The 19,756-nt window shown below is 73.2% G+C and carries 19 protein-coding genes; 11 read left to right on the forward strand and 8 right to left on the reverse strand.

Going from position 1 to position 19,756, the window contains the following annotated elements:
- Positions 1-74: 74 nt before the first annotated feature.
- A complete protein-coding gene (locus tag IE99_RS0114035; RefSeq protein ID WP_030169505.1) occupies positions 75-1,049 on the reverse strand; it encodes an LLM class flavin-dependent oxidoreductase in 975 nt (324 codons plus the stop codon).
- Positions 1,050-1,103: 54 nt separating this feature from the next.
- Between IE99_RS0114035 and IE99_RS0114040 the strand changes: the two genes are divergently transcribed.
- The 4 genes from IE99_RS0114040 to IE99_RS0114055 all read left to right on the forward strand — a co-directional run bounded on the left by IE99_RS0114040 (position 1,104) and on the right by IE99_RS0114055 (position 4,649).
- The gene (locus tag IE99_RS0114040) at positions 1,104-2,666 is read left to right on the forward strand and encodes a 3-hydroxyacyl-CoA dehydrogenase family protein (RefSeq protein ID WP_030169508.1); all 1,563 of its coding nucleotides are present in this window, start codon (positions 1,104-1,106) and stop codon (positions 2,664-2,666) included.
- 19 nt (positions 2,667-2,685) lie between these two features.
- Complete coding sequence (locus tag IE99_RS0114045) at positions 2,686-3,000, forward strand: hypothetical protein (RefSeq protein ID WP_030169511.1); 315 nt, start codon at positions 2,686-2,688, stop codon at positions 2,998-3,000.
- Positions 3,001-3,009: 9 nt separating this feature from the next.
- Positions 3,010-3,732 carry an alpha/beta hydrolase gene (locus IE99_RS0114050; protein ID WP_030169514.1) on the forward strand — a complete coding sequence of 241 codons (723 nt, stop codon included), beginning with the start codon at positions 3,010-3,012 and terminating at the stop codon, positions 3,730-3,732.
- Positions 3,733-3,839: 107 nt separating this feature from the next.
- Entirely contained in the window at positions 3,840-4,649 is an 810-nt protein-coding gene (locus tag IE99_RS0114055; protein WP_030169517.1) for an alpha/beta fold hydrolase, read from the forward strand.
- On the opposite strand, the gene IE99_RS29165 is transcribed toward IE99_RS0114055, so the two are convergent.
- From IE99_RS29165 to mce, 3 genes are all read right to left on the reverse strand, one after another.
- Positions 4,646-6,142, reverse strand: a complete 1,497-nt coding sequence (locus IE99_RS29165; RefSeq protein WP_051712495.1) for an AI-2E family transporter — start codon at positions 6,140-6,142, stop codon at positions 4,646-4,648. The two genes, IE99_RS0114055 and IE99_RS29165, sit on opposite strands and share 4 nt — an antisense overlap.
- A 162-nt stretch (positions 6,143-6,304) precedes the next feature.
- Positions 6,305-7,633 (reverse strand): DivIVA domain-containing protein, encoded by a 1,329-nt coding sequence (locus IE99_RS0114065; RefSeq protein WP_030169522.1) that lies wholly within the window; start codon positions 7,631-7,633, stop codon positions 6,305-6,307.
- Positions 7,634-7,995: 362 nt separating this feature from the next.
- Positions 7,996-8,418, reverse strand: coding sequence for a methylmalonyl-CoA epimerase (gene mce, locus IE99_RS0114070; RefSeq protein WP_030169525.1), 423 nt, complete (start codon positions 8,416-8,418; stop codon positions 7,996-7,998).
- A gap of 105 nt (positions 8,419-8,523) precedes the next feature.
- Between mce and IE99_RS0114075 the strand changes: the two genes are divergently transcribed.
- Positions 8,524-9,708: an acetyl-CoA C-acetyltransferase gene (locus IE99_RS0114075; RefSeq protein ID WP_030169528.1), complete on the forward strand. Its 1,185-nt coding sequence runs from the start codon at positions 8,524-8,526 to the stop codon at positions 9,706-9,708.
- Positions 9,709-9,726: 18 nt separating this feature from the next.
- Here IE99_RS0114075 and IE99_RS0114080 read toward each other — a convergent pair whose 3' ends face one another.
- Positions 9,727-10,452 (reverse strand): DUF4230 domain-containing protein, encoded by a 726-nt coding sequence (locus tag IE99_RS0114080; protein WP_030169529.1) that lies wholly within the window; start codon positions 10,450-10,452, stop codon positions 9,727-9,729.
- A gap of 125 nt (positions 10,453-10,577) precedes the next feature.
- Between IE99_RS0114080 and IE99_RS0114085 the strand changes: the two genes are divergently transcribed.
- Positions 10,578-10,877, forward strand: coding sequence for a DUF3817 domain-containing protein (locus IE99_RS0114085; RefSeq protein WP_030169531.1), 300 nt, complete (start codon positions 10,578-10,580; stop codon positions 10,875-10,877).
- On the opposite strand, the gene IE99_RS0114090 is transcribed toward IE99_RS0114085, so the two are convergent.
- Positions 10,841-12,220 (reverse strand): hypothetical protein, encoded by a 1,380-nt coding sequence (locus IE99_RS0114090; protein WP_051712496.1) that lies wholly within the window; start codon positions 12,218-12,220, stop codon positions 10,841-10,843. The genes IE99_RS0114085 and IE99_RS0114090 overlap by 37 nt on opposite strands.
- Positions 12,213-13,469: an ATP-binding cassette domain-containing protein gene (locus IE99_RS32660; RefSeq protein ID WP_245623200.1), complete on the reverse strand. Its 1,257-nt coding sequence runs from the start codon at positions 13,467-13,469 to the stop codon at positions 12,213-12,215. The genes IE99_RS0114090 and IE99_RS32660 overlap by 8 nt, the downstream gene beginning before the upstream one ends.
- Positions 13,470-13,724: 255 nt before the next feature.
- Between IE99_RS32660 and IE99_RS0114100 the strand changes: the two genes are divergently transcribed.
- Both IE99_RS0114100 and IE99_RS0114105 read left to right on the forward strand, forming a co-directional pair.
- Positions 13,725-14,672, forward strand: a complete 948-nt coding sequence (locus IE99_RS0114100) for a tetratricopeptide repeat protein (protein WP_030169536.1) — start codon at positions 13,725-13,727, stop codon at positions 14,670-14,672.
- A gap of 59 nt (positions 14,673-14,731) precedes the next feature.
- Positions 14,732-16,135 (forward strand): NAD-dependent malic enzyme, encoded by a 1,404-nt coding sequence (locus IE99_RS0114105; RefSeq protein WP_030169537.1) that lies wholly within the window; start codon positions 14,732-14,734, stop codon positions 16,133-16,135.
- Between the two features lie 30 nt (positions 16,136-16,165).
- On the opposite strand, the gene IE99_RS0114110 is transcribed toward IE99_RS0114105, so the two are convergent.
- Positions 16,166-16,843, reverse strand: coding sequence for a hypothetical protein (locus IE99_RS0114110; protein WP_157610288.1), 678 nt, complete (start codon positions 16,841-16,843; stop codon positions 16,166-16,168).
- Between the two features lie 172 nt (positions 16,844-17,015).
- Here IE99_RS0114110 and IE99_RS0114115 point away from each other — a divergent pair, with 172 nt between their 5' ends.
- The 3 genes from IE99_RS0114115 to IE99_RS0114125 all read left to right on the forward strand — a co-directional run bounded on the left by IE99_RS0114115 (position 17,016) and on the right by IE99_RS0114125 (position 19,741).
- Positions 17,016-17,591, forward strand: a complete 576-nt coding sequence (locus IE99_RS0114115; protein WP_030169541.1) for a YqgE/AlgH family protein — start codon at positions 17,016-17,018, stop codon at positions 17,589-17,591.
- Positions 17,592-17,600: 9 nt separating this feature from the next.
- A complete protein-coding gene (locus IE99_RS0114120; RefSeq protein ID WP_030169543.1) occupies positions 17,601-17,864 on the forward strand; it encodes a DUF3039 domain-containing protein in 264 nt (87 codons plus the stop codon).
- Between the two features lie 128 nt (positions 17,865-17,992).
- Positions 17,993-19,741: a DEAD/DEAH box helicase gene (locus tag IE99_RS0114125; protein ID WP_037559409.1), complete on the forward strand. Its 1,749-nt coding sequence runs from the start codon at positions 17,993-17,995 to the stop codon at positions 19,739-19,741.
- Positions 19,742-19,756: the final 15 nt, after the last annotated feature.

The following is a 19,756-nucleotide window of genomic DNA, read 5'->3' on the forward strand; positions in this document are numbered from 1 at the left end:
GCGTTCGTCCGATTACCCCCTGTGCCTGCCCGGCCTGGTGCACCTCATACCTTTCCGGGTGGGCAGGGCCCTCTTCAGCGGAGGGCGGGGAGTACCTCCTCCGCCAGGCGGGTGACGTTCTCCCGGGTGGCCTCCAGCGAGGCCGTGGCCTCCACCAGGAAGATCAGGTGCTCGATGCCGGTCGTGTCGATCGTGGCCGCCAGGGATTCCGCGCAGTCGTCGGGGGACCCGACCGGATGGATGTCGCAGAGGCGGCGGATGTAGGAGACCGCGTCCCGCGGCGGACGGGGACGGCCGTCCAGCGGGACGAAGCCCTCCAGGCCGGGCGCCATCCAGCGGGGCATCTCCGTCATCACCGTCTTCAGTGCCTGCTCCCGCGTGTCGCCCACCTGGGCCAGATGCGCGGAGACATGGGGAAGACCCGGGTCGCCGTGACGGGCGACGGCCCGCGCCTTCTCGTCCGCGTCCACGTGCATTCCGAGGAGCATGGGCAGGTTCCGGGACGCGGCGAGTGCCTCCGTCGCGGGGGACGTGCACGCCACCGTCACCGGAGGCGGGACGGCGGCGCGCGGCACCACCGGGACCTCGCGGAAGGCGAAGTGGTCGCCCCGCCACCCGACCCGTTCCGAGGTGAGCCAGGCGAGCAGCAGGTCCAGGGATTCGGCGAAGGCGTCCTCGTAGCGGGCGAGGCCCGTCCCGAAGACCTCCAGGTCCTGCCATGGGCCGCCGCGCCCGACGCCGAGCCGGAAGCGCCCGTCCGAGACGAGCGACAGCATCGCCGCCTGCTCGGCCAGCGCCACGGGGTGCTGCGTCGAGAGGACGCTCACCGCCGTCCCCACATGGACGCGGCGCGTCATGCCCAGGATGTGGCCCGCCAGGACGGGCGCGGACGGGACGACGCCGTACGACATGAAATGGTGCTCCGCCAGCCATACGTCGTCGAAGCCCGCGCGTTCGGCGGTGACGGCGGCGTCGAGGGTGCGGGACAGGGCGGTCGCGTCGGTCTGGCCGGGGGCGCGGGCGCCGAGGAGGAAGATTCCGAAACGCACGTCCGTCCCGTACCCGGCATCGGGTTCGGCCGCACCCTCTGGGAGACTGCCGCCATGACTGGTGGTTCGTTCAGCAGGGTCGGGGTCGTCGGACTGGGCACGATGGGGGCGGGCATCGCCGAGGTGCTCGCGCGGGGCGGCCTCGCGGTCGTCGGCATCGAGATCGACCGGGACGCCTTGGAGCGGGGACGCGGGAACCTGGAGTCCTCGACCGGACGGGCCGTCAAGCGCGGCCGGCTCACCGAGGACGCGCAGCGCGAGATCCTCGGCCGCATCGAGCTGTCCACCGATTTCGCCGACCTCGGTGACTGCGACCTGGTGGTCGAGGCCGTCCCCGAGCGGCTCGACCTGAAGCGCTCGGTGTTCGCCGAGCTCGACCGCGTATGCCGGGACGACGCGGTGCTCGCGACCAACACCTCGTCGCTGTCGGTCACCGGCATCGCCGTGTCGACGAAGCGCCCGACGAAGATCGTCGGGGTGCACTTCTTCAACCCGGCACCGGTGATGAGGCTGGTCGAGGTCATCCGGTCCGTGCTCACCGAGCCCGAGGCGGTCGAGCGGGTCGCCGCGCTGGTCGCGGACCTCGGCAAGACGCCCGTCACGATCGGCGACCGCTCAGGGTTCGTCGCGAACCGGCTGCTGTTCGGGTACCTGAACCAGGCCGCGGGGATGCTGGAGTCCGGCCACGCGACGCGGGACGACATCGACGCCGCGATGACGAAGGGCGCCGGCCTCCCCATGGGGCCGTTCACCCTCATGGACCTCATCGGCCTCGACACCTGCCTGGAGGTCCTGGAGGCCGTCTACGCCGAGTCCCGCGACCGCAGGCACGCCCCCTCGCCGCTGCTGCGCGAGCTCGTCACTGCGGGCCTCCTCGGGCGCAAGACCGGGCACGGCTTCTACTCCTACGCCGAGAGGCCCGGCGCGCCGGAGCCGGCCGAGGGCGCCGCCCCCGTCGTCGGCGTGCTCGGCGTCGGGGCCGTCGCGGACGCGTTCGCCGCGCTCGTCGACAGGGCGGGCGGGCAGGTCCGCACGTCCGCGGCCGGGCTCGGCGACTGCGACCTGATCGTGGAGGCGTCGGGCGACGCGGCCGCCGGGCGGGAACTGCTCGCGGTCGCCGCCCAGGCCGCCGGGCAGGGCGCGGTCCTGGCGAGCACCTCCGGCCCGGTGATCGGGCAGGCCGTGGCGACCGGACGCCCCGGCGACGTGGTCGGCCTGCACCTCCCCGAGGCCGACCGGCCCCTCGCCGAGATCGCCACCACCGTCCTGACCTCGGACGAGACCGCGGCGCGGGCCGTCGAACTCGTCCGGCGGCTCGGCCTCACCGCCGTCCGGTGCCGCGACCGCGCCGGGTTCATCGTGGACGCGCTCCGCTTCCCCTACCTCAACGACGCGGCCGCGATGCTCGGCGCCGGCTACGCCGACCCCGACGCGATCGACGCCGCGATGACGCTGGGCTGCGGCTACCCGACCGGGCCCATCGCCGACCTCGACCGGCTCGGCCTCGATCGCGCCGTCACCGTTCTGCGGGCCCTGTACGCCGAGGCCCGCGAGCCCGCGCTCGCCCCCACGCCCCTGCTGGAGGAGCACGTGACGGCGGGGCGCCCCCTCCGGTGATCCCCATATCCTTGGAGGCATGAGCCCCCGCAAGAACCGCCGTGCCGTCTCGGGTCGTCCCCCGAAGAGCGGCGGCGGATCGTGGGCCGAGGAGACCGAGGACGGGCCGGACGGCGCCTGGGTCGTCCGGTCCGTCTCCGGGGCGGGCGCGACCAAGGCGTACCGGTGCCCCGGATGCGACCAGGAGATCCCGCCGGGCGTCGGGCACGTCGTGGCGTGGTCCGCGCACGGCGACGCGGACGACCGGCGCCACTGGCACCGCCCGTGCTGGCAGGCGCGGGGCAGGCGCGCCCCCCGCGTCCAGCGATCGAGGAACGCGCCGAGGTACGGATGAGGGGTAGGGATGGCGGAGATCAGGGCGGCCTCGGTGCTGCCGGCACGGCGCGAGGAGATCGCACTCCACACACAGGACGGCCTGGAACTGGTCGGTGAGCTGGCCCTCCCCGCGGACCGGCCGCCCGTCGCCACGCTCGTCTGCCTGCACCCCCTCCCGACGGCCGAGGGGATGATGGACAGCCACGTCCTGCGGAAGGCGTCGTACCGGCTGCCCGCGCTCGCGGGCGTCGCGGTCCTGCGCTTCAACACGCGCGGGACGTCATCGGCGCGCGGCACCAGCCAGGGCGAGTTCGGCGGCGGCGAGACCGAGCGATGGGACGTCGCCGCCGCGCTGGAGTACACCGAGTACCACGACCTGCCCCGTCCGTGGCTGCTGGGCTGGTCGTTCGGCACCGAGCTCGCGCTGAAGTGGGGACGCGACCCGCTCGTCGAGGGAGCGATCCTGCTGTCGCCGCCGCTGCGTCGCGCGACGGACGCCGACCTGGACGCCTGGGGCGCGGACGGGCGCCCGGTGGTGGCGCTCGTGCCCGAGTTCGACGACTACCTGCGTCCGGCGGAGGCGCGAAAGCGGTTCAAGCGGATCCCGCAGGCGGAGGTGGTCGCGGTGGACGACGCGAAGCACCTGTGGGTGGGGGAGCCGTACGTCCGGATCGTCCTGAACGAGATCGTCCGGCGTGTCGCCCCGGGCGCGTTCCCCCTTCCCACCGAATGGGATGAACCGGACGAATAAACTTTGCGGCCGATCGCGGCCATGGCCGTTCGATATGCCCCGAAGCGGGTGACGATTGCGTAGCCGCCGTATGGACGGCGGGCGGCGGGACTCGACGTGAGGACGAGATGACCGTGCAGCTCTACGCAAGGGACGTCGGCTCGGGGACACCGCTGGTGCTGCTGCACGCCTTCCCCCTGTCCTCGGCGATGTGGTTGAACCAGCGCGAGGGCCTCGCCCCCCGGTTCCGGGTGGTCACCCCCGACCTGCGCGGCTTCGGCGGGTCCGTGCTGGGCCGCGACGACCCGTCCATCGACCTCATGGCCGACGACGTCGCGCAGCTGCTGCGCCGCCTCGGCCTCCGCCGCGCCGTGATCGGCGGCCTGTCCATGGGCGGGTACGTCGCGATGGCGCTGTGCCGCCGCCATCCCGAACTCGTCCTCGGCCTCGTCCTGGCGGGGACCCGCGCGTCCGCCGACACGAACGGCGCCCGCGAGACGCGGATCCGGCAGGCCGAGCTCCTCGAACGCGACGCGTCCGTCCAGGTGCTCGTGGACGAGGTCCTCCCGCACCTCGTCGGCCCCACCACGCTCCGCCAGCGCGCCCTCGTCTACGGGCGCGTGCGCGGGCTCGTCCAGTCGACGCCGCCGCACGCCGCCGCCTGGGCGCAGCGGGCCATGGCCGCACGCGCCGACTCCTTCGACACCCTCCGCGGCCTGCGCGCCCCCGCCCTCGTCATGGTCGGCGCGGAGGACGCCCTCGCCACCGAGGGGGAGGCCCGCGCGATGGCGGACGCCCTTCCGAACGCCGAGCTCCTCGTCATCCCCCGCGCCGGCCACCTCTGCGCCGTCGAGCAGCCCGACCTGTTCAACCAGGCCGTCGGGGAGTTCGCCGCGGCCGTCGCCAAGACCGACCGCGGCGCCGGGCGCCCCGGCTAGAGCGTCTCCTGCCGGGGCAGCATGACCTCCCGGATCAGCAGCGAGATCGCGGCCGCCGTCGGGATCGCGAGCAGCGCGCCGACCACGCCGAGCATCGTGCCGCCGACCAGCGCCGCGACGATCGTGACGGCCGGCGGGACGTCCACCGTCCGCTTCATGACCCGCGGATAGATGAGGTAGTTCTCCACCTGCTGGTACACGATGTAGAAGACGATGCAGACGATCCCGGGGGTCGACGTGTCCCCGGTGAGGAACGCGACCAGCACCACCACGACCGCGCCGACCGTCGCACCGATGAGCGGGATCAGGTCCGTCACGGCGACGATCAGCGCCAGCGCCAGCGCGTACTCCACCCCCAGGATCTCCAGGAAGATGTAGGACGAGACGCCCGCGATGAACGCGATGGTGAACTGGCCCGCGACGTAACCGCCGATCCGGTCCAGGATCTCGTCGCCGAGCAGCGCCACCCGGGCCCGTCTCGAGCGCGGCGCGAGCTGGTAGAAGAACGTCTTGATCTGCGGCAGCGAACTCAGGAAGTACAGCGTCAGGATCAGGATCGTGACCGTCTGGAAGACGCCGTTGAGCGCCACCTTCCCGATCCCGGTCGCGGTGTCGGTGATGCGGTCCTGGAAGTCCTTGCTGTCGACGAAATTCTCCGCGCGGTCGAGGAGGCCGTACCGCTTGTCCCACTCGACGAGCCGCTCGTTCTCCTGCAGCTGCTCGACATAGGCCGGGATGTTCTTGCGCAGCTCCGTGGTCTCCTCCGTCACGGGCTGCACGAGCGACGCGACGAAACCCGCGAAGAACAGGATCACGCCGAGGAACACCGTCGTGACCGCGAGCCCGCGCGGGAACCCGTACTTGCGGAGCCGCTCCACCGCCGGATTCAGCCCGACGGCGAGGAACATCGCCACCACGATCATGACGAGCACCGACTTGACGCTCTGCACCGCGTTGACCAGCAGCCACGCGGTGATCACGCCGAGCGCGGCGGTGAACCCGAACACGAACGGGTGCGCCCGCCCGAGCGGCTCCCCCGGCCGCCCGAACGGGAACATGTGGTCGACGCCGGCCTCGCGCCTGCGCTGCTCGATGTCGTGCGCGGGGTCGGGCGCCCCCGGCTCGGGCTTCACCGGCTCCGCGACCGGCGCGGGCAGCGGCCGCTCGACCGGGGTCCCGGTGACCGGATCCCGCTCCTGGGCCGTTCCGCCGGTCTCCTCCGGTTCCAGCGCGCCGCTGTCGCGCGTCGAGGCGCCACCGGACGGGTCGTCGCGGTCCAGCCCGCCCGCGCGCCCCGTTCCGCCGGCGGTTCCCGAACCCGCCGCGGCGCCGGCCGCACCGGCCGCGCCGGATTCGGCGCCGGCGCCGGTGCCGCCGGCCGCCTTGGCCTTGAGACGCTTGAGGCGGTCGAGCAGGGGGCGGGGGTCGGGCCGGCGGCGCCGGCCGGACGGGGGTGTTGCCGGGCCGTCCCCGTGGGGCTTGTCGTCGGGCACGCCGCTCTCCTCCTCAGTACTGCATCCGTCGTCCGCGCGGGCCGCACCATCGGAATGGCGGGGCCGCACCACTTGGGATGAGATGCGAAGAGCCTAAAGGCAGTTGGCGCCTTCAGGCTCTTCGCACAGCTCAGGGGAGTGTCGGGGCGGTCGCCCCGGTGATCACTCCTGCCACCAGTCCTCGTCGTCCTCCTCGGACTTCTTGCCCTGCGCGGGCTTGGCGGCGGGCGCGGCCTTCGCGGCCGGCTGCGGGGCGGGCTGCTTGGGCTGCTGGGCGGCCGGCTTCGGCTCCGCGGCCGGGATGGCGGGCTTCTCCGGGGCCGCGGCGATCTCGGGCTCGCCGCCCATGGCGGGGGCGACGCCGCCGATGAGCTGGCGCAGCTGGTTGAGGTGGCTGGTGATGCTGTCGCGCTGCCGGGTCAGCTCGTCGACCTGGCGCTGCGCGGCGGTCCTAACGCGGTCGGCCTCGGCCTTGGTCTCGGCGAGCAGCTGCTCGGCCTGCGACTTGGCCTCCGCGATGACGTTGTCGGAGTTCTTGCGCGCGTTGGCCATGAGCTGCTTGGCGTGCGAGTCGGCCTCGCGCCGCGTCTGCTCGGCCTGCTGGGTGGCCTTCGCGGCGCGCTGCTCGGCGGACGCGGCGCGCTGCTCGGCCTCGGCGACCAGCTTCTGGGTGGCGGCCTGCGCGGCGCCGTGCCGCTCGGCGTCCTGCCGGTCGGCCTCCTCGCGGCGGGCGGCGAGCTGGATCTCGAACTCGGCCTCCGCCTGGGCGCGCTGGGCCTCGCTCTCCTCGAGGATGCGCTGGGCCTGCGCGCGCATCTCGTCGGCCTGCCGCTTGGCGGTCGTGAGGATCTCGTCCCGCTCGCGCTTGGTGGACGCGCGCAGCTGCGCGACCTCGCGCTCGGTGGTGGTGCGCAGCTTCGCGATCTCGCGCTCGGCCGAGGCGCGCTTCTCGGCGACCTCGTGGTCGGCGGTGGCGCGCAGCTTCGCGACCTCGCGCTCGGTCGTCGAGGTCAGCTCGTCGGCCTCGCGGCGGGCGGAGGTGCGCACCTCCTCGGCCTCACGCTCGGCGGCCTGCCGCATGTCGTCGCCCTCGCGCTGGGCGTTGGCGCGCAGCTCGGCCGCGTCGTTCTCGGCGGTGGCGCGCTGCTCGGCGGCGTCGACCTTGGCCGCGGCCTTGATCTCGTTGGCCTCCGACCGGGCGGCCTGGACGAGTTCGGTGGCCTGCTCCTCCGCGAGGCGGAGGAGCTGCTCGATGCGCGCGCCCAGACCGGAGTAGGTGGGCCGCTCCTGCTCCTGGAGCTGCCGATGGGCGTCCGACAGCTCGCGCTGGAGGGCCTGGGTCTGCTCGCGGACCTGGCGGACCTCGTTGTCGAGCTGCTTGATGTGCTCGTCGACCTGGTGCCGGTCGTAGCCGCGAAGCACCACGTCGAACTCGCGCGGGGGCGTGTCTTCAAAGAAGTTGCTGAGCTGGGCGTCGATGTCGGACTGCATGTGGCTCAATCCTGATGTGACGGGGCTACGGGTGGTTCCGGGGACCGGTTGATCGCCTGACAGCACGGGCGCAGAGAGCCCCAGACCTCTTCCGGTGAAGGAAGCGTACTCCGGACGCTGCCGTGTTGGGGGCTCATCTTGACGCGCTGCGTGTTTTGTCTCTTTTGTTTGATTCCTTTGATGGGCGCTCGCCGCCCAGGTGCGGCCCGGAAAATCCACCAAATGTGGCCGAACGGTCACAGAGCCATGCGTCATGGCCTCGAACGCGCTCGGTGATATCGAACGCGTCACGATCCGGTCGCGCCCGCGCACCGGCCCGATCTCAAGATCATGTACCCGGGCGCGGACGCTAGACCCGTCCCTCAGCGCTTCTGGACGAGCTCCGTCAGCACCCCGTGGCAGTCCTTCGGGTGCAGGAAGTTGATCTTCGAGCCCAGGGAGCCGTTGCGCGGCGCCTCGTACAGCACGCGGACGCCCCGGTCCGCGATCCCGGCGGCCTCGTCCGCCACGTCGCCGTCCGTCCCGAACGCGATGTGGTGCACGCCCTCGCCGTTCTTCGCGAGCCATTTCGCGACCGCCGAGTCGTCCCGGATCGGCTCGATCAGCTGGATGTAGCTGGCCGCGCCGTCCCCCGTCTCGTTGATCTTGAGCATGCACTCCCGGACGCCCTGCTCCTCGTTCACCTCGAAGTGCGCGTCGGTGAAACCGTACGTCGCCTTGTAGAACTCGACGGTGGCGTCCAGGTCGTGACAGGCGATGCCGATGTGGTCGATGCGGGTCAGCATGGGCTTTCCTTCCTCCGGGGCGGCGGGCTGGGCGATGGTGAGGGCGCGCCTCCCTCCTGGGTATCGTGGCAAACGTCGCCATCGCACCACCCTGGAGGCCCCCTCATGACCGCCACGTCCGTGATCGTCGCCGGAGCGCGCACCCCCATCGGGCGCCTCATGGGCTCCCTGCGGGACTTCTCCGCCGCCGACCTCGGCGCGCACGCGATCAAGGCGGCGCTCCAGCGCGCCGGGATCTCCGGCGATCAGGTCCAGTACGTGATCCTCGGCCAGGTCCTGCAGGCCGGCGCGGGGCAGATCCCGTCCCGCCAGGCCGCCGTCAAGGCCGGCATCCCGATGAGCGTCCCGTCGATCAGCATCAACAAGGTGTGCCTGTCGGGACTGGACGCCATCGCGCTCGCCGACCAGCTCATCCGCGCGGGCGAGTTCGAGATCGTCGTCGCGGGCGGCATGGAGTCGATGACGCAGTCCCCGCACCTGCTGCCCAAGGCGCGCGGCGGCTACAAGTACGGCTCCGTCGAGGTCCTCGACCACATGGCCTACGACGCGCTCACCGACGCGTTCGACGACGTCTCCATGGGCGAGTCGACCGAACGGCACAACGCGCGGCTCGGGATCTCCCGCGAGGAGCAGGACGAGTTCTCCGCCCGCTCCCACCAGCGCGCCGCCGAGGCCGTCAAGAACGGCGTCTTCGACGACGAGATCGTCCCGGTCGAGATCCCGCAGCGGCGCGGCGAGCCCGTGGTCTTCGCCGCGGACGAGGGCGTGCGCGGCGACACCACCGCCGAGGGCCTCGCCAGGCTGCGCCCCGCCTTCAGCAAGGACGGGACGATCACCGCCGGCTCGTCCTCGCAGATCTCCGACGGCGCCGCCGCGGTCGTGGTCATGTCCAAGGCCAAGGCCGAGGAGCTCGGCCTCACCTGGCTCGCCGAGATCGGCGCCCACGGCAACGTCGCCGGCCCCGACAACTCGCTGCAGTCCCAGCCGTCCAACGCGATCCGGCACGCCCTCGGCAAGGCCGGCAAGACCGTCGACGACCTCGACCTCATCGAGATCAACGAGGCGTTCGCCTCCGTCGGCATCCAGTCGATGCGCGACCTCGGCGTCGGCCCCGACAAGGTGAACGTCAACGGCGGCGCGATCGCCCTCGGCCACCCCGTCGGGATGTCCGGCGCCCGCATCGTCCTGCACCTCGCCCACGAGCTGAAGCGGCGCGGCGGCGGCCTCGGCGCCGCCGCCCTCTGCGGCGGCGGCGGCCAGGGCGACGCGCTGCTCATCCGCGTCCCGTAGCGGCCGGCGGACCGGCGGTCACTGGACGGCGGGGCCGATGGTCACCGTCACCTTGGTGAAGCCGAGGGCCTTCAGCATGTTCTCCAGCATCAGCTTCGTGTTGGCGTCGGCGCGGTCGCGCAGGCCGCTCTCCGCGGCCGCCGCCTGGATCTTCTGGCTCGCCAGCACGTAGAGCTGCTGCTGGTCGTTGGGGTTGCCCCCGAAGAAGTCGCCGAACCGGTTGAGGATGCCGCGCTCGGTGGTGAAGACGTAGCTGCGCTTCGGGTCCAGGTTGGTCTGCTCCAGCTGGGCCCGGGGCAGCGTGATGGACGCCTCCGTCCGGTCCGCGTTCACCTTCAGCGCGCCGGAGCCGATCCTGGAGAAGTCCACGTAGGCGTCGACGGAACCGTTCCCGACGAACAGCGTGCGCTTGCCCCGCAGGGCGTCCGGTAGGAACTTCGCGTCCTTCTCCAGGTCGACGATGACCTGGAAGTTGCCGCTCGCGGCCTCGTAGCGGTGCAGATCGCGGATCGACTGCAGCAGCGCGGGGCCGCTGCGGTCCTTGGTCTCCTCGCCGAACGGGTCGAGCCACGACGGCAGGCCGCGGATGGCCTGCTGCGCCACGAGGACCAGCGCGATCGTCGCGGCGATCAGCAGGAGCGGTGTGATCGGGAGGCGCCGCACCCGGCGCCGGGGCGCGGTCCTCTTCGCTGCGGCGGGCGCGGGGTCGGCCTTCTGGGGGGCGGATTCGTCCGAACGGGCCATGCGGTCAGCATGCCCGGCGAGAGCCGCCCTGCACCTGCCCTGGCCGCCCGACTCCGATCACCCGGGTGTGAGCCGGGCCATAGGGGTGCGCGCAACGCTCCCCGCGGACGGTACGTTGTCCGATCGTGGACATCGTTCGTGCTTTCCGGATCGTCTCCATCGCCGAGGCGGCCTCGTTCCTGGTGCTGCTGCTCATCGCCATGCCGCTGAAGTACATCGCGGACTTCCCGGCCGCCGTCTCCTTGGTGGGCGCCATCCACGGCGTCCTCTTCATGGGGTACGTCGGGCTGGTGTTCGTGGTGCGCGAGCAGCTCGGCTGGAACATGACGCGAACGGTGCTCGCGCTGATCGCGGCGGTCCTGCCCGTCGCCCCGTTCTTCGTCGAGCGTCACTGGGCCAGGCCCGCGGCACCCGCCGCGGCCTGAGCGCGGCGGCCGCCCGCGGCGCCCCGGCGCGGGGCCGACGCTCGGTCGCGGCGCGCCTGCGCGGCGCGGTCGGCCGTCCGCGACGGGGACCGCCCGAGCGCGGCGGCCCGGAAGTCCGCCGGCCGCAGGCCGCACGAGCGGTAGCGGAGGAAGTTCGTCCGCAGCCAGGTGCGGCGCCCGTCCTCCGTCCATGACGCGAACGCGCGCGCCGCGGTCGCGTCGGCGATGGCGGGCGGCTCGGCGCCGGTCAGCCACGCGTCGACCAGCGAGTGGTAGCCGCCGGTGGCGGGATCGCAGGTCCGCGTGGTCTTGAGGCCGTCCAGGATCTGCCGGACGGCCCGCGCCTCGAACCCGGGCGCGAGCTCCTCGTCGAGGTGGACGGTCGCGACGCCGCCCGCCACGGTCGCGGGCGCCGATCCGGGCCGCTGCTCCACCCTGGTGAAGGCGCCCGGCGTCCCGTGCAGGCGGGACGCGAGCGGGATGGCGGCGGCGGCGAGGGAGGGCAGCGCGTCCCGCAGGGCGGGGTGGACGCACACGGCGAAGGGCCATTCGCGGCAGATCGGACGCGTGATCACCGGTGACACCGCCTCGCCGCCCGTGCGGCGGATGGCGTCGGTGGCGGCGCCCGCGAGGCCGAGGGACAGCGCCAGCCCCAGCACGATCGGCCTGCGCCGCGTCGCCCACAGGACGTGGCCGAGGACGAGGGCGCCGGTCATCCCCGCCGTCCACGCGATCTGGTGCGCCAGGACCGCCGGACGCAGGGTCGTGTAGACGCAGACGCGCTCGAGCGACGCCGGCGGCAGCAGGCTCCACCACGACACCCCGGGGATGCGCAGCGCCGACCACGCCCCCGTGACCAGCAGCACCAGCGCGACCGTGGCGCGGCGCGGGACGACGCGTCCGGCCAGGTACCCCGCGACGACGTGCAGGACGAGCGCGCCCGCGCCCGCCAGCACGCCCAGCGGGTGCAGGTGCCCCGTCTCCTGCCGCAGCAGCGTGATCGCGACGACGACGACGGTGACCGCCCCGTACGACACGAGCGCCGCCGCGGACAGCAGCAGCAGGTCGACCAGCACCCCCGTGGCGGGGGAGCGGGAGGTGAGATCGCGCAGGAAGTCCAGCGGACGCTCCCGGACGGCAGTCCAGGCCGCGAGCCCCGCGGCGACCGGCCCGAGGAACCGCACCGCGTTGATCAGCGCGACGACCGTGTTGTCCCAGTACGCGACGGACGGCATGAGCCACGGCCACGCCGCCGCGAGCCCGGCCAGGGTGAGCACGGGCACCGCGACCAGCAGCGCCGTGCGGCGGGCGTCGAGCCGGAGGACCCGCCCGAGGTCAGACACCGGCTCCGCTCCCGGCGGGCGCCCGCCGCCCCCGCACCCCCGCGAGCACGAGACGGGGCAGCCCGAGCCGCACCGCCCCCCAGCCCGCCGCGCCCCGTGACCGGCACGCCTCTCCCGGCTCGGCCGGCGCGCCGGCTCCGCACCGGTGGGCGACGGGATCCGCCCGCGTCGCGCCGGGACGTGCCCGCCGTGCGGCGGGTTCGGACGGGGATGCCGCGGGCTCGGTCCAGATCGGTTCGAGGCGCGGCGGGAGTACGGCGGGTTCGGGTCGGGGCCGCGATGCGGGATCGGGCCGGATCGCGCCGGGTCGCGGCGGAAGCGCGGCGGGTTCGGGCCGGGTCGCGTCGGGGTGCGGCAATGCGGTGAGGTCGGGCCGCGTCGTGGCGGGGTCCGCCCGCAGCGCCGCGGGCTCGGTGCGCGCCGGGACGGGCTCCGCCAGGGACGGCCGGCCCTCGCGGACGGCGGTCCGGGCGGGGACCCGCCGGTCGTCGGGGCCGCGGCCCCGACGGACCGTCGCGGAATGGGTGGGCATCTCGGTGAGGCGCCCCCGGGAGAGCGTGAGGAGGCGGTCGCACCAGCCGGTGAGGGCCTCGGTGGCCTCGCCGGAGATCACGACCGTGGGGGCGAGCGTCCGGAGCAGCGGCACGAGTTCCGCCAGCGCGGCGCCGCAGGCGTGACCGCCCTGGCTCGCCGCGCCGGTGGGCCACGGCGCGGCGGTCGCGCACAGCTCGCCGAGCGGGTCGTCCAGGAGGAGCAGGTCGGGCTCGTGGGCGCACGCGGCGGCGAGGCCGGCGCGCAGCCGGACGTCGGGCGGCAGCAGCGCGAGCTCGGTCCCGGCGGCCTCGGCGAGGTCGAGCCGTTTCAGGACGGAGCGCGCCTCGGCGGCGCCCACCCGCTTGTAGTAGGCCGCGTACGCGACGAACTCTCCCACCGTCATGTTCTGGGCGCGGGCGAACCGGCGCGGCAGATAGCCGATGCGGGCGCGCACCGCGCGCAGTTCGGCGCTGTTCCCGGTGTCGTGCCCGAGAATCCGAAGGATGCCGGCGTTCGGCCGGCGCAAGGTCGCGAACGTGGCCAGCAGAGTGGATTTACCGGCACCAGGTGGACCGGACAGGCCGACCACGCCTTCGGACAGGCCGAAGGTCACCGGGCGCAGGAGCCACCGCCCCCCGCGGCGGACACCCATTCCTCGGGCCACGATCGCGGAGTGGTCCGCGATCACTTTGTTCTTCCCCCCGTAGCTCGTCATGCGAGAGTGACGGTGGCGCGCGCCGCGGCTGCGGCGCGTGTCGGGCCGGGGCCGTCCTGCCGGGGCCGGTCACGACCCGGAGTGCCGGGTCTCTTTTGCCGTCACGCTATGCATCGACGCCGTTACTATAACCGTACTTGGTGATGGCTGTCAGCAATCTTTCTTGACCCCGGCGCGAACCCGCGGATCCTTTGCCCGGGGACCCGCGAGCGGTCATGCGCGCAGGGGGGCGGGCGGATGGGGCAGGATGGACCCATGCCTTCTCGGGACTTTTCGTTGCACGGGGCCATCGACCTGGGGGCCCGCCAGGCGGCCAGGAAGCAGCAGGAACGCCGGACCGCGCCGGCGAACGGCGGGGACTCGGCCGCCCCGGCCGGCGGCGGGTACGTCGTCGACGTCACCGACCAGACGTTCAACACCGAGGTCGTGGAGCGGTCGCAGACCGTCCCCGTCCTCGTCGACTTCTGGGCGGAGTGGTGCGGGCCGTGCAAGCAGCTCGGGCCGATCCTGGAGAAGCTCGCCGGCGAGGCGGCCGGCCGCTGGGTGCTGGCGAAGGTCGACATCGACGCCAACCCGCAGCTCGGCGCCTACATGCAGCAGATGGGCGTACGCGGCATCCCGTTCGTGGCGGTCGTCGTGGGCGGGCAGCTGCTGCCGTTCCTGAACGGCGCCGCGCCCGAGGCGCAGGTGCGGCAGGCCATCGACCAGCTCTTCGAGGCGCTGCGCCAGGAGGGCATCCTGCCGGACGCGCCGGAGGGCGCCGCCCCCGAGGACGGCGCGCAACCCGCCGCGCCGCCGGTGCACGCCGCGGCGGAGGCCGCGCTGCAGCGCGGTGACCTGACCGCCGCGCGGGCCGAGTTCCAGCGGATCCTCGACCAGGACCCGCGGGACGAGCACGCCCGGCAGGGCCTCGCGCTGGTGGGCCTGAGCCTGCGCGTCCAGGCGCTGGACGCGGCGCGCGTGATCCAGGACGCGGCGGACAAGCCCGGCGACGTCCAGGCGCAGATCGACGCGTCCGACGTCGAGATGATGGGCGGCCGGGTCGACGAGGCGTTCGCGCGGCTGCTCGGCGCGGTGCGCGCGAGCGCGGGCGACGACCGGGACGCGGCGCGCCGGCACCTGCTGTCGCTGTTCGAACTGCTCCCGGCGGACGACCCGCGCATCACGAAGGCCCGTCGTGCCCTGCAGTCCGCGCTCTTCTAGCCTCCTCCCGCGCCGCCGGTCGGTAACCTGGGGTTTCCACCGGTAGTAAGGGAGTCTCCGTGGCCAGCGTGCCGAGCGTGTCGTATTCCATCACCGTCCGGCTGGAGGTCCCGGCCGGCGGCCGGGCCGTCAGCCAGATCACCCACGTGGTCGAGGACGCGGGCGGGATCGTCACGGCGCTCGACGTGAACACGGCCGGCCACGAGACGCTCCGCATCGACGTGACCATCGCGACCCGCGACACCCAGCACGCCGAGGCGATCGCGGGCGCGCTGGACAAGGTCGAGGACCTGACGATCCACAAGGTCAGCGACCGGACGTTCCTGATGCACCTCGGCGGCAAGATCGAGATGTCGTCGAAGGTGCCGCTGCGCAACCGCGACGAGCTGTCGATGGCCTACACGCCCGGGGTCGCGCGGGTGTCCCTCGCGATCGCCCGCAATCCGGAGGACGTCCGGCGCCTGACGATCAAGCGCAACAGCGTCGCGGTCGTCACCGACGGGTCCGCCGTGCTGGGGCTCGGCAACATCGGCCCGGAGGCCGCGCTGCCCGTCATGGAGGGCAAGGCGGCGCTGTTCAAGCGGTTCGCCGGGATCGACGCGTGGCCCATCTGCCTCGACACCCAGGACACCGACGAGATCGTCCGGACGGTCCAGATCCTGGCGCCCGCGTTCGGCGGAATCAACCTGGAGGACATCTCGGCGCCGCGCTGCTTCGAGGTCGAGGCGCGCCTGCGCGAGCTGCTCGACATCCCCGTCTTCCACGACGACCAGCACGGCACCGCCATCTGCGTCCTCGCCGCGCTCACCAACGCGCTCCGCGTCGTCGGCAAGGACATCGGCGACGTCCGGATCACGATGGCGGGCGCGGGCGCGGCCGGCAGCGCCATCCTCAAGCTGCTCATGCACGCGGGCGCGCGGCACCTGGTCGTGTGCGACTACCTGGGCGCCGTCCACCGGGAGCGCGACGACCTGGACGACTCGCTCCGCTGGATCGCCGAGCACACCAACGAGGCGGGCTACTCCGGCGACCTGCGCGGCGCGGTGCGGGACGCCGACGTGTTCATCGGGGTGTCCGCGCCCGGCATCCTGACCGGCGACGACATCGCGACGATGGCCGACGACGCGATCGTGTTCGCGCTCGCCAACCCCGAGCCGGAGGTCTCGCCGGACGAGGCGCGCGAGCACGCCGCCGTCGTCGCGACCGGCCGCAGCGACTACCCGAACCAGATCAACAACGTGCTGGCGTTCCCCGGCGTCTTCCGCGGCCTCCTGGACGCGCAGGCCGACCACGTCACCCTCGACATGCTCGCCGCCGCCGCCAAGGCCCTCGCCGAGGTCGTCACGCCGGACGAGCTGGGCCCGAACTACATCGTCCCGAGCGTCTTCCACCCGGACGTCAGCAACCGGGTCGCGGGCGCCGTCCGCGAGGCCGCCGGAGGCCGCGCGCGGCTGGACGGCTGAGGTCCCCCTCCGGGAGGAGGCCCTTCCGCGTCAGTCCTTCGGGAAGATCTTCTCGCGGCGGCGGGGCCAGATGCCGCCGTACCAGAAGATGATCACTCCGGTGACCATGGCCGCCGCGCCGGTCGCGGCGCGCGCCCACATGACGGAGCCGTCGGGGCCGGTGTGCGGCAGGTCGCCGGGCGTCTCGGACGGGCCCGGGTCGGGCTCGGCCCGCGTGCAGTTCGCCCGGACCGTCGCCGACTTGATCAGCTTGTTGGCCCAGTTGACCTCGATCCGGGTGCGGCGGTCCTCGCGCAGCTTCACGGCGATGGTGCGCTCCCGGCCCGCGCCGATCGTGCCGGGGACGGCCGCGGTGCCGTCGTTCTTCTCGATGCCGAAGTCCTCTTCCTGGGCCCCGGTGTTGCGGATGACGACGTTCACCGTCCGGCCGGGGCAGATCGGTTTGCCGATGGTGGCGGTGACCGGCTGCGCCGGCGCCGCCGTGGTGCGGGACGGCGTCGGCGACGTCCGGGCCGGTGACGGGGACGTCCGCGTCGCGGTGGGCGACGGCGAGGAGCCGGTGGGGCTCGGGGACGCGGACGTGGTGGTGCGGGCGGCCTGGGGTTCCTCGGCGTTGGAGTCCGAGGCCCAGTTGACGAGGGCGGGCACGGCGATCAGCGCCCCGATGACAAAGAACACGGCGGCGATGACGACCCTGGGCAACTGCATCGCGTCCTCCCGGCCCGCCGATGCCGCGAACACCAAGCGGGTGGCGAATGATCCTAGATCATTCTTAACCTACGTCCTTGTTGTGCCGATATCCCCATCGATAGGAATGCGTAACAGGCTAACGAGCCCGGGGACGTGCCGCCGGAGGTCCGCGCAACGCATGATGGAACCCATGGAAGACGGCATCAGGGTGGGCCTCCTGTTGGTCGCGACTCCGCAGCTCGAGGACCCGAACTTCAGGCGGAGCGTCGTCCTGCTGGTCGAGCACGACCACGACGGCGGAACGCTCGGTGTTGTCCTCAACCGGCCGACCGAGGTTCCGGTCGGCAGGGTCCTGCCGACGTGGGGCGAGCTCGTGACCGGGCCGTCCGTGGTGTTCCAGGGCGGCCCGGTGGCGCTCGACAGCGCGCTCGCGCTGGCGCGCCTGCCCGGCGACGACGAGCCGCTCGGCTGGCGCGCGCTCGCGGACGGCACGGAGGTGTCCAGGATCGGTCTCGTCGATCTGGACGCTCCGCCCGCGCTGCTGGCGCCGGAGCTGCTCCAGCTCCGGGTCTTCGCCGGTTACGCTGGATGGTCCGCGGGGCAGCTGCGCGCCGAGATCGAGGAGGGCGCGTGGTACCTGGTGCCGGCCGAGGCGGGAGACGTCTTCGCGGCCGACCCGGAGCGGCTCTGGCAGGAGGTCCTGCGCCGGCAGGGCGGCGACCTGGCGTTCGTCGCCACATTCCCCGACGATCCGACGCTGAACTAAGGTGGGCACGTGAGCACCAAGATCCTTCCCGATAGCACGACCGAGCGCGACGTACGGCCCGACCTCTCGCACGGCGACGGCGACCACGAGCGGTTCGCCCACTACGTGAAGAAGGCCAAGATCACCGAGAGCGCGGTGACGGGCACGCCGGTGATCGCGCTGTGCGGCAAGGTCTGGGTGCCGAACCGCGACCCGAAGAAGTACCCGGTCTGCCCGGAGTGCAAGGAGATCTACGAGTCGATGCAGTCCGGCGGGGACAAGAACGGCGAGTGAGGCGTCCCCGGCGTGGACCGGGGCGCGAAAAAGGTGTGCGAATCGGCACAGGAGTGATGTGCGCGGCGCGATCTGTCACCCGGGCTCGGTAGCCTTCGATGACCGTGAGCACCTTCGCCGCATCGAGCATGCCCCCGGCCTTCCCGGAACGGGCCGCCTGGGGGACCGCGTCGTCCCTGCGCGCCTGGCAGCAGCAGGCGCTGGAGGCCTATTTCGGTCCGGACGGCCGGGCCCCGGGGCCACGCGACTTCCTCACCGTCGCGACGCCCGGCGCCGGTAAGACCACGTTCGCGCTGCGCCTCGCGCGCGAGCTGATGGACCGCCGGATCATCGCCGCGATCACGATCGTCTGCCCCACCGAGCACCTGAAGCGGCAGTGGGCGGAGTCCGCCGCCCGCGTCGGCATCAAGATCGACCCCGAGTACCAGAACGGCCAGGGGCCGGTCGGCAAGGAGTTCGACGGGATCGCGGTCACGTACGCGACGGTCGCGGCGCGCCCGGCGCTGCACCGCAACCGCACCGAGGCGCGCAAGACACTGGTGATCTTCGACGAGGTGCACCACGCGGGCGACGGGCTGTCGTGGGGCGACGCCGTCCGCGAGGCGTTCGAGCCCGCGGCGCGGCGGCTCGGGCTGTCGGGCACGCCGTTCCGCACCGACATCAACCCGATCCCGTTCGTCACCTACGAGGAGGGGCCGGACGGCATCCGGCGCAGCCGGGCCGACTACACCTACGGGTACGGGCCGGCGCTCGCGGACGGCGTCGTCCGCCCGGTGATCTTTCTGGCGTACGCGGGCGAGATGCGCTGGCGCACCCGGGCCGGGGACGAGATCACCGCGACCCTCGGCGAGCCCCTCACGCAGGACCAGACGGCGCAGGCGTGGCGGGCCGCGCTCGACCCCAAGGGCGACTGGATGGGGCAGGTCCTCGCCGCCGCCGACCGCCGGCTGACCGAGCTGCGCCGCGCGATCCCGGACGCGGGCGGCCTCGTCATCGCGACCGACCACGAGGCGGCGCGCGCCTACGCGAAGATGCTGCGCGCCGTGACGGGGCAGGGCGCGGCGATCGTGCTGTCGGACGACCCGACCGCCTCGAAGAAGATCAAGCGGTTCGGCGAGTCCGACGACCGGTGGATGGTCGCCGTCCGCATGGTGTCGGAGGGCGTCGACATCCCCCGCCTGTGCGTCGGGGTGTACGCCACGTCCACGAGCACGCCGCTGTTCTTCGCCCAGGCCATCGGGCGCTTCGTCCGTGCCCGCCGGCGCGGCGAGACCGCCTCGGTCTTCCTGCCGTCGGTCCCGACCCTGATGGGCCACGCGGCGGAGATGGAGGCCGAGCGCGACCACGTCCTCGACCGCCCGGTCCGCGAGGACGGGCTCGACGACGACCTCCTGGCCGAGGCCAACCGGCAGAAGGACACCCCCGACGCCGTGGGGGAGGAGCTCGCGTTCGAGACGGTCGAGGCGTCGGCGACGTTCGACCGCGTCCTGTACGACGGCGGCGAGTTCGGCATGCAGGCGCTTCCCGGTTCCGCCGAGGAGGAGGAGTTCCTCGGCATCCCGGGGCTGCTGGAGCCGGAGCAGGTGACCGCGCTGCTGCGCAAGCGGCAGGCCGACCAGATCGCCGGGGAGCGCAAGCGCCAGAAGACCGGTGACCCCCGCGACGACCGCACCGCCGCCGAGAACGTCGCCGATCTGCGCCGCGAGCTCCAGGGCCTCGTCGGGGCGTGGAACCACCGCACCGGTCAGCCGCACGGCGTCATCCACACGGAGCTGCGGCGCGCCTGCGGCGGCCCCGCCATCGCGCAGGCCAGTGCCGAGGACGTCCGCAAGCGCATCGCCAAGATCCGCGAATGGGCGGCCAAGCGCCGCTCCTGACCGCCCCTCCCCGCC

The sequence above is a fragment of the Spirillospora albida genome, from assembly GCF_000718255.1.
Classification (GTDB): domain Bacteria; phylum Actinomycetota; class Actinomycetes; order Streptosporangiales; family Streptosporangiaceae; genus Spirillospora; species Spirillospora albida.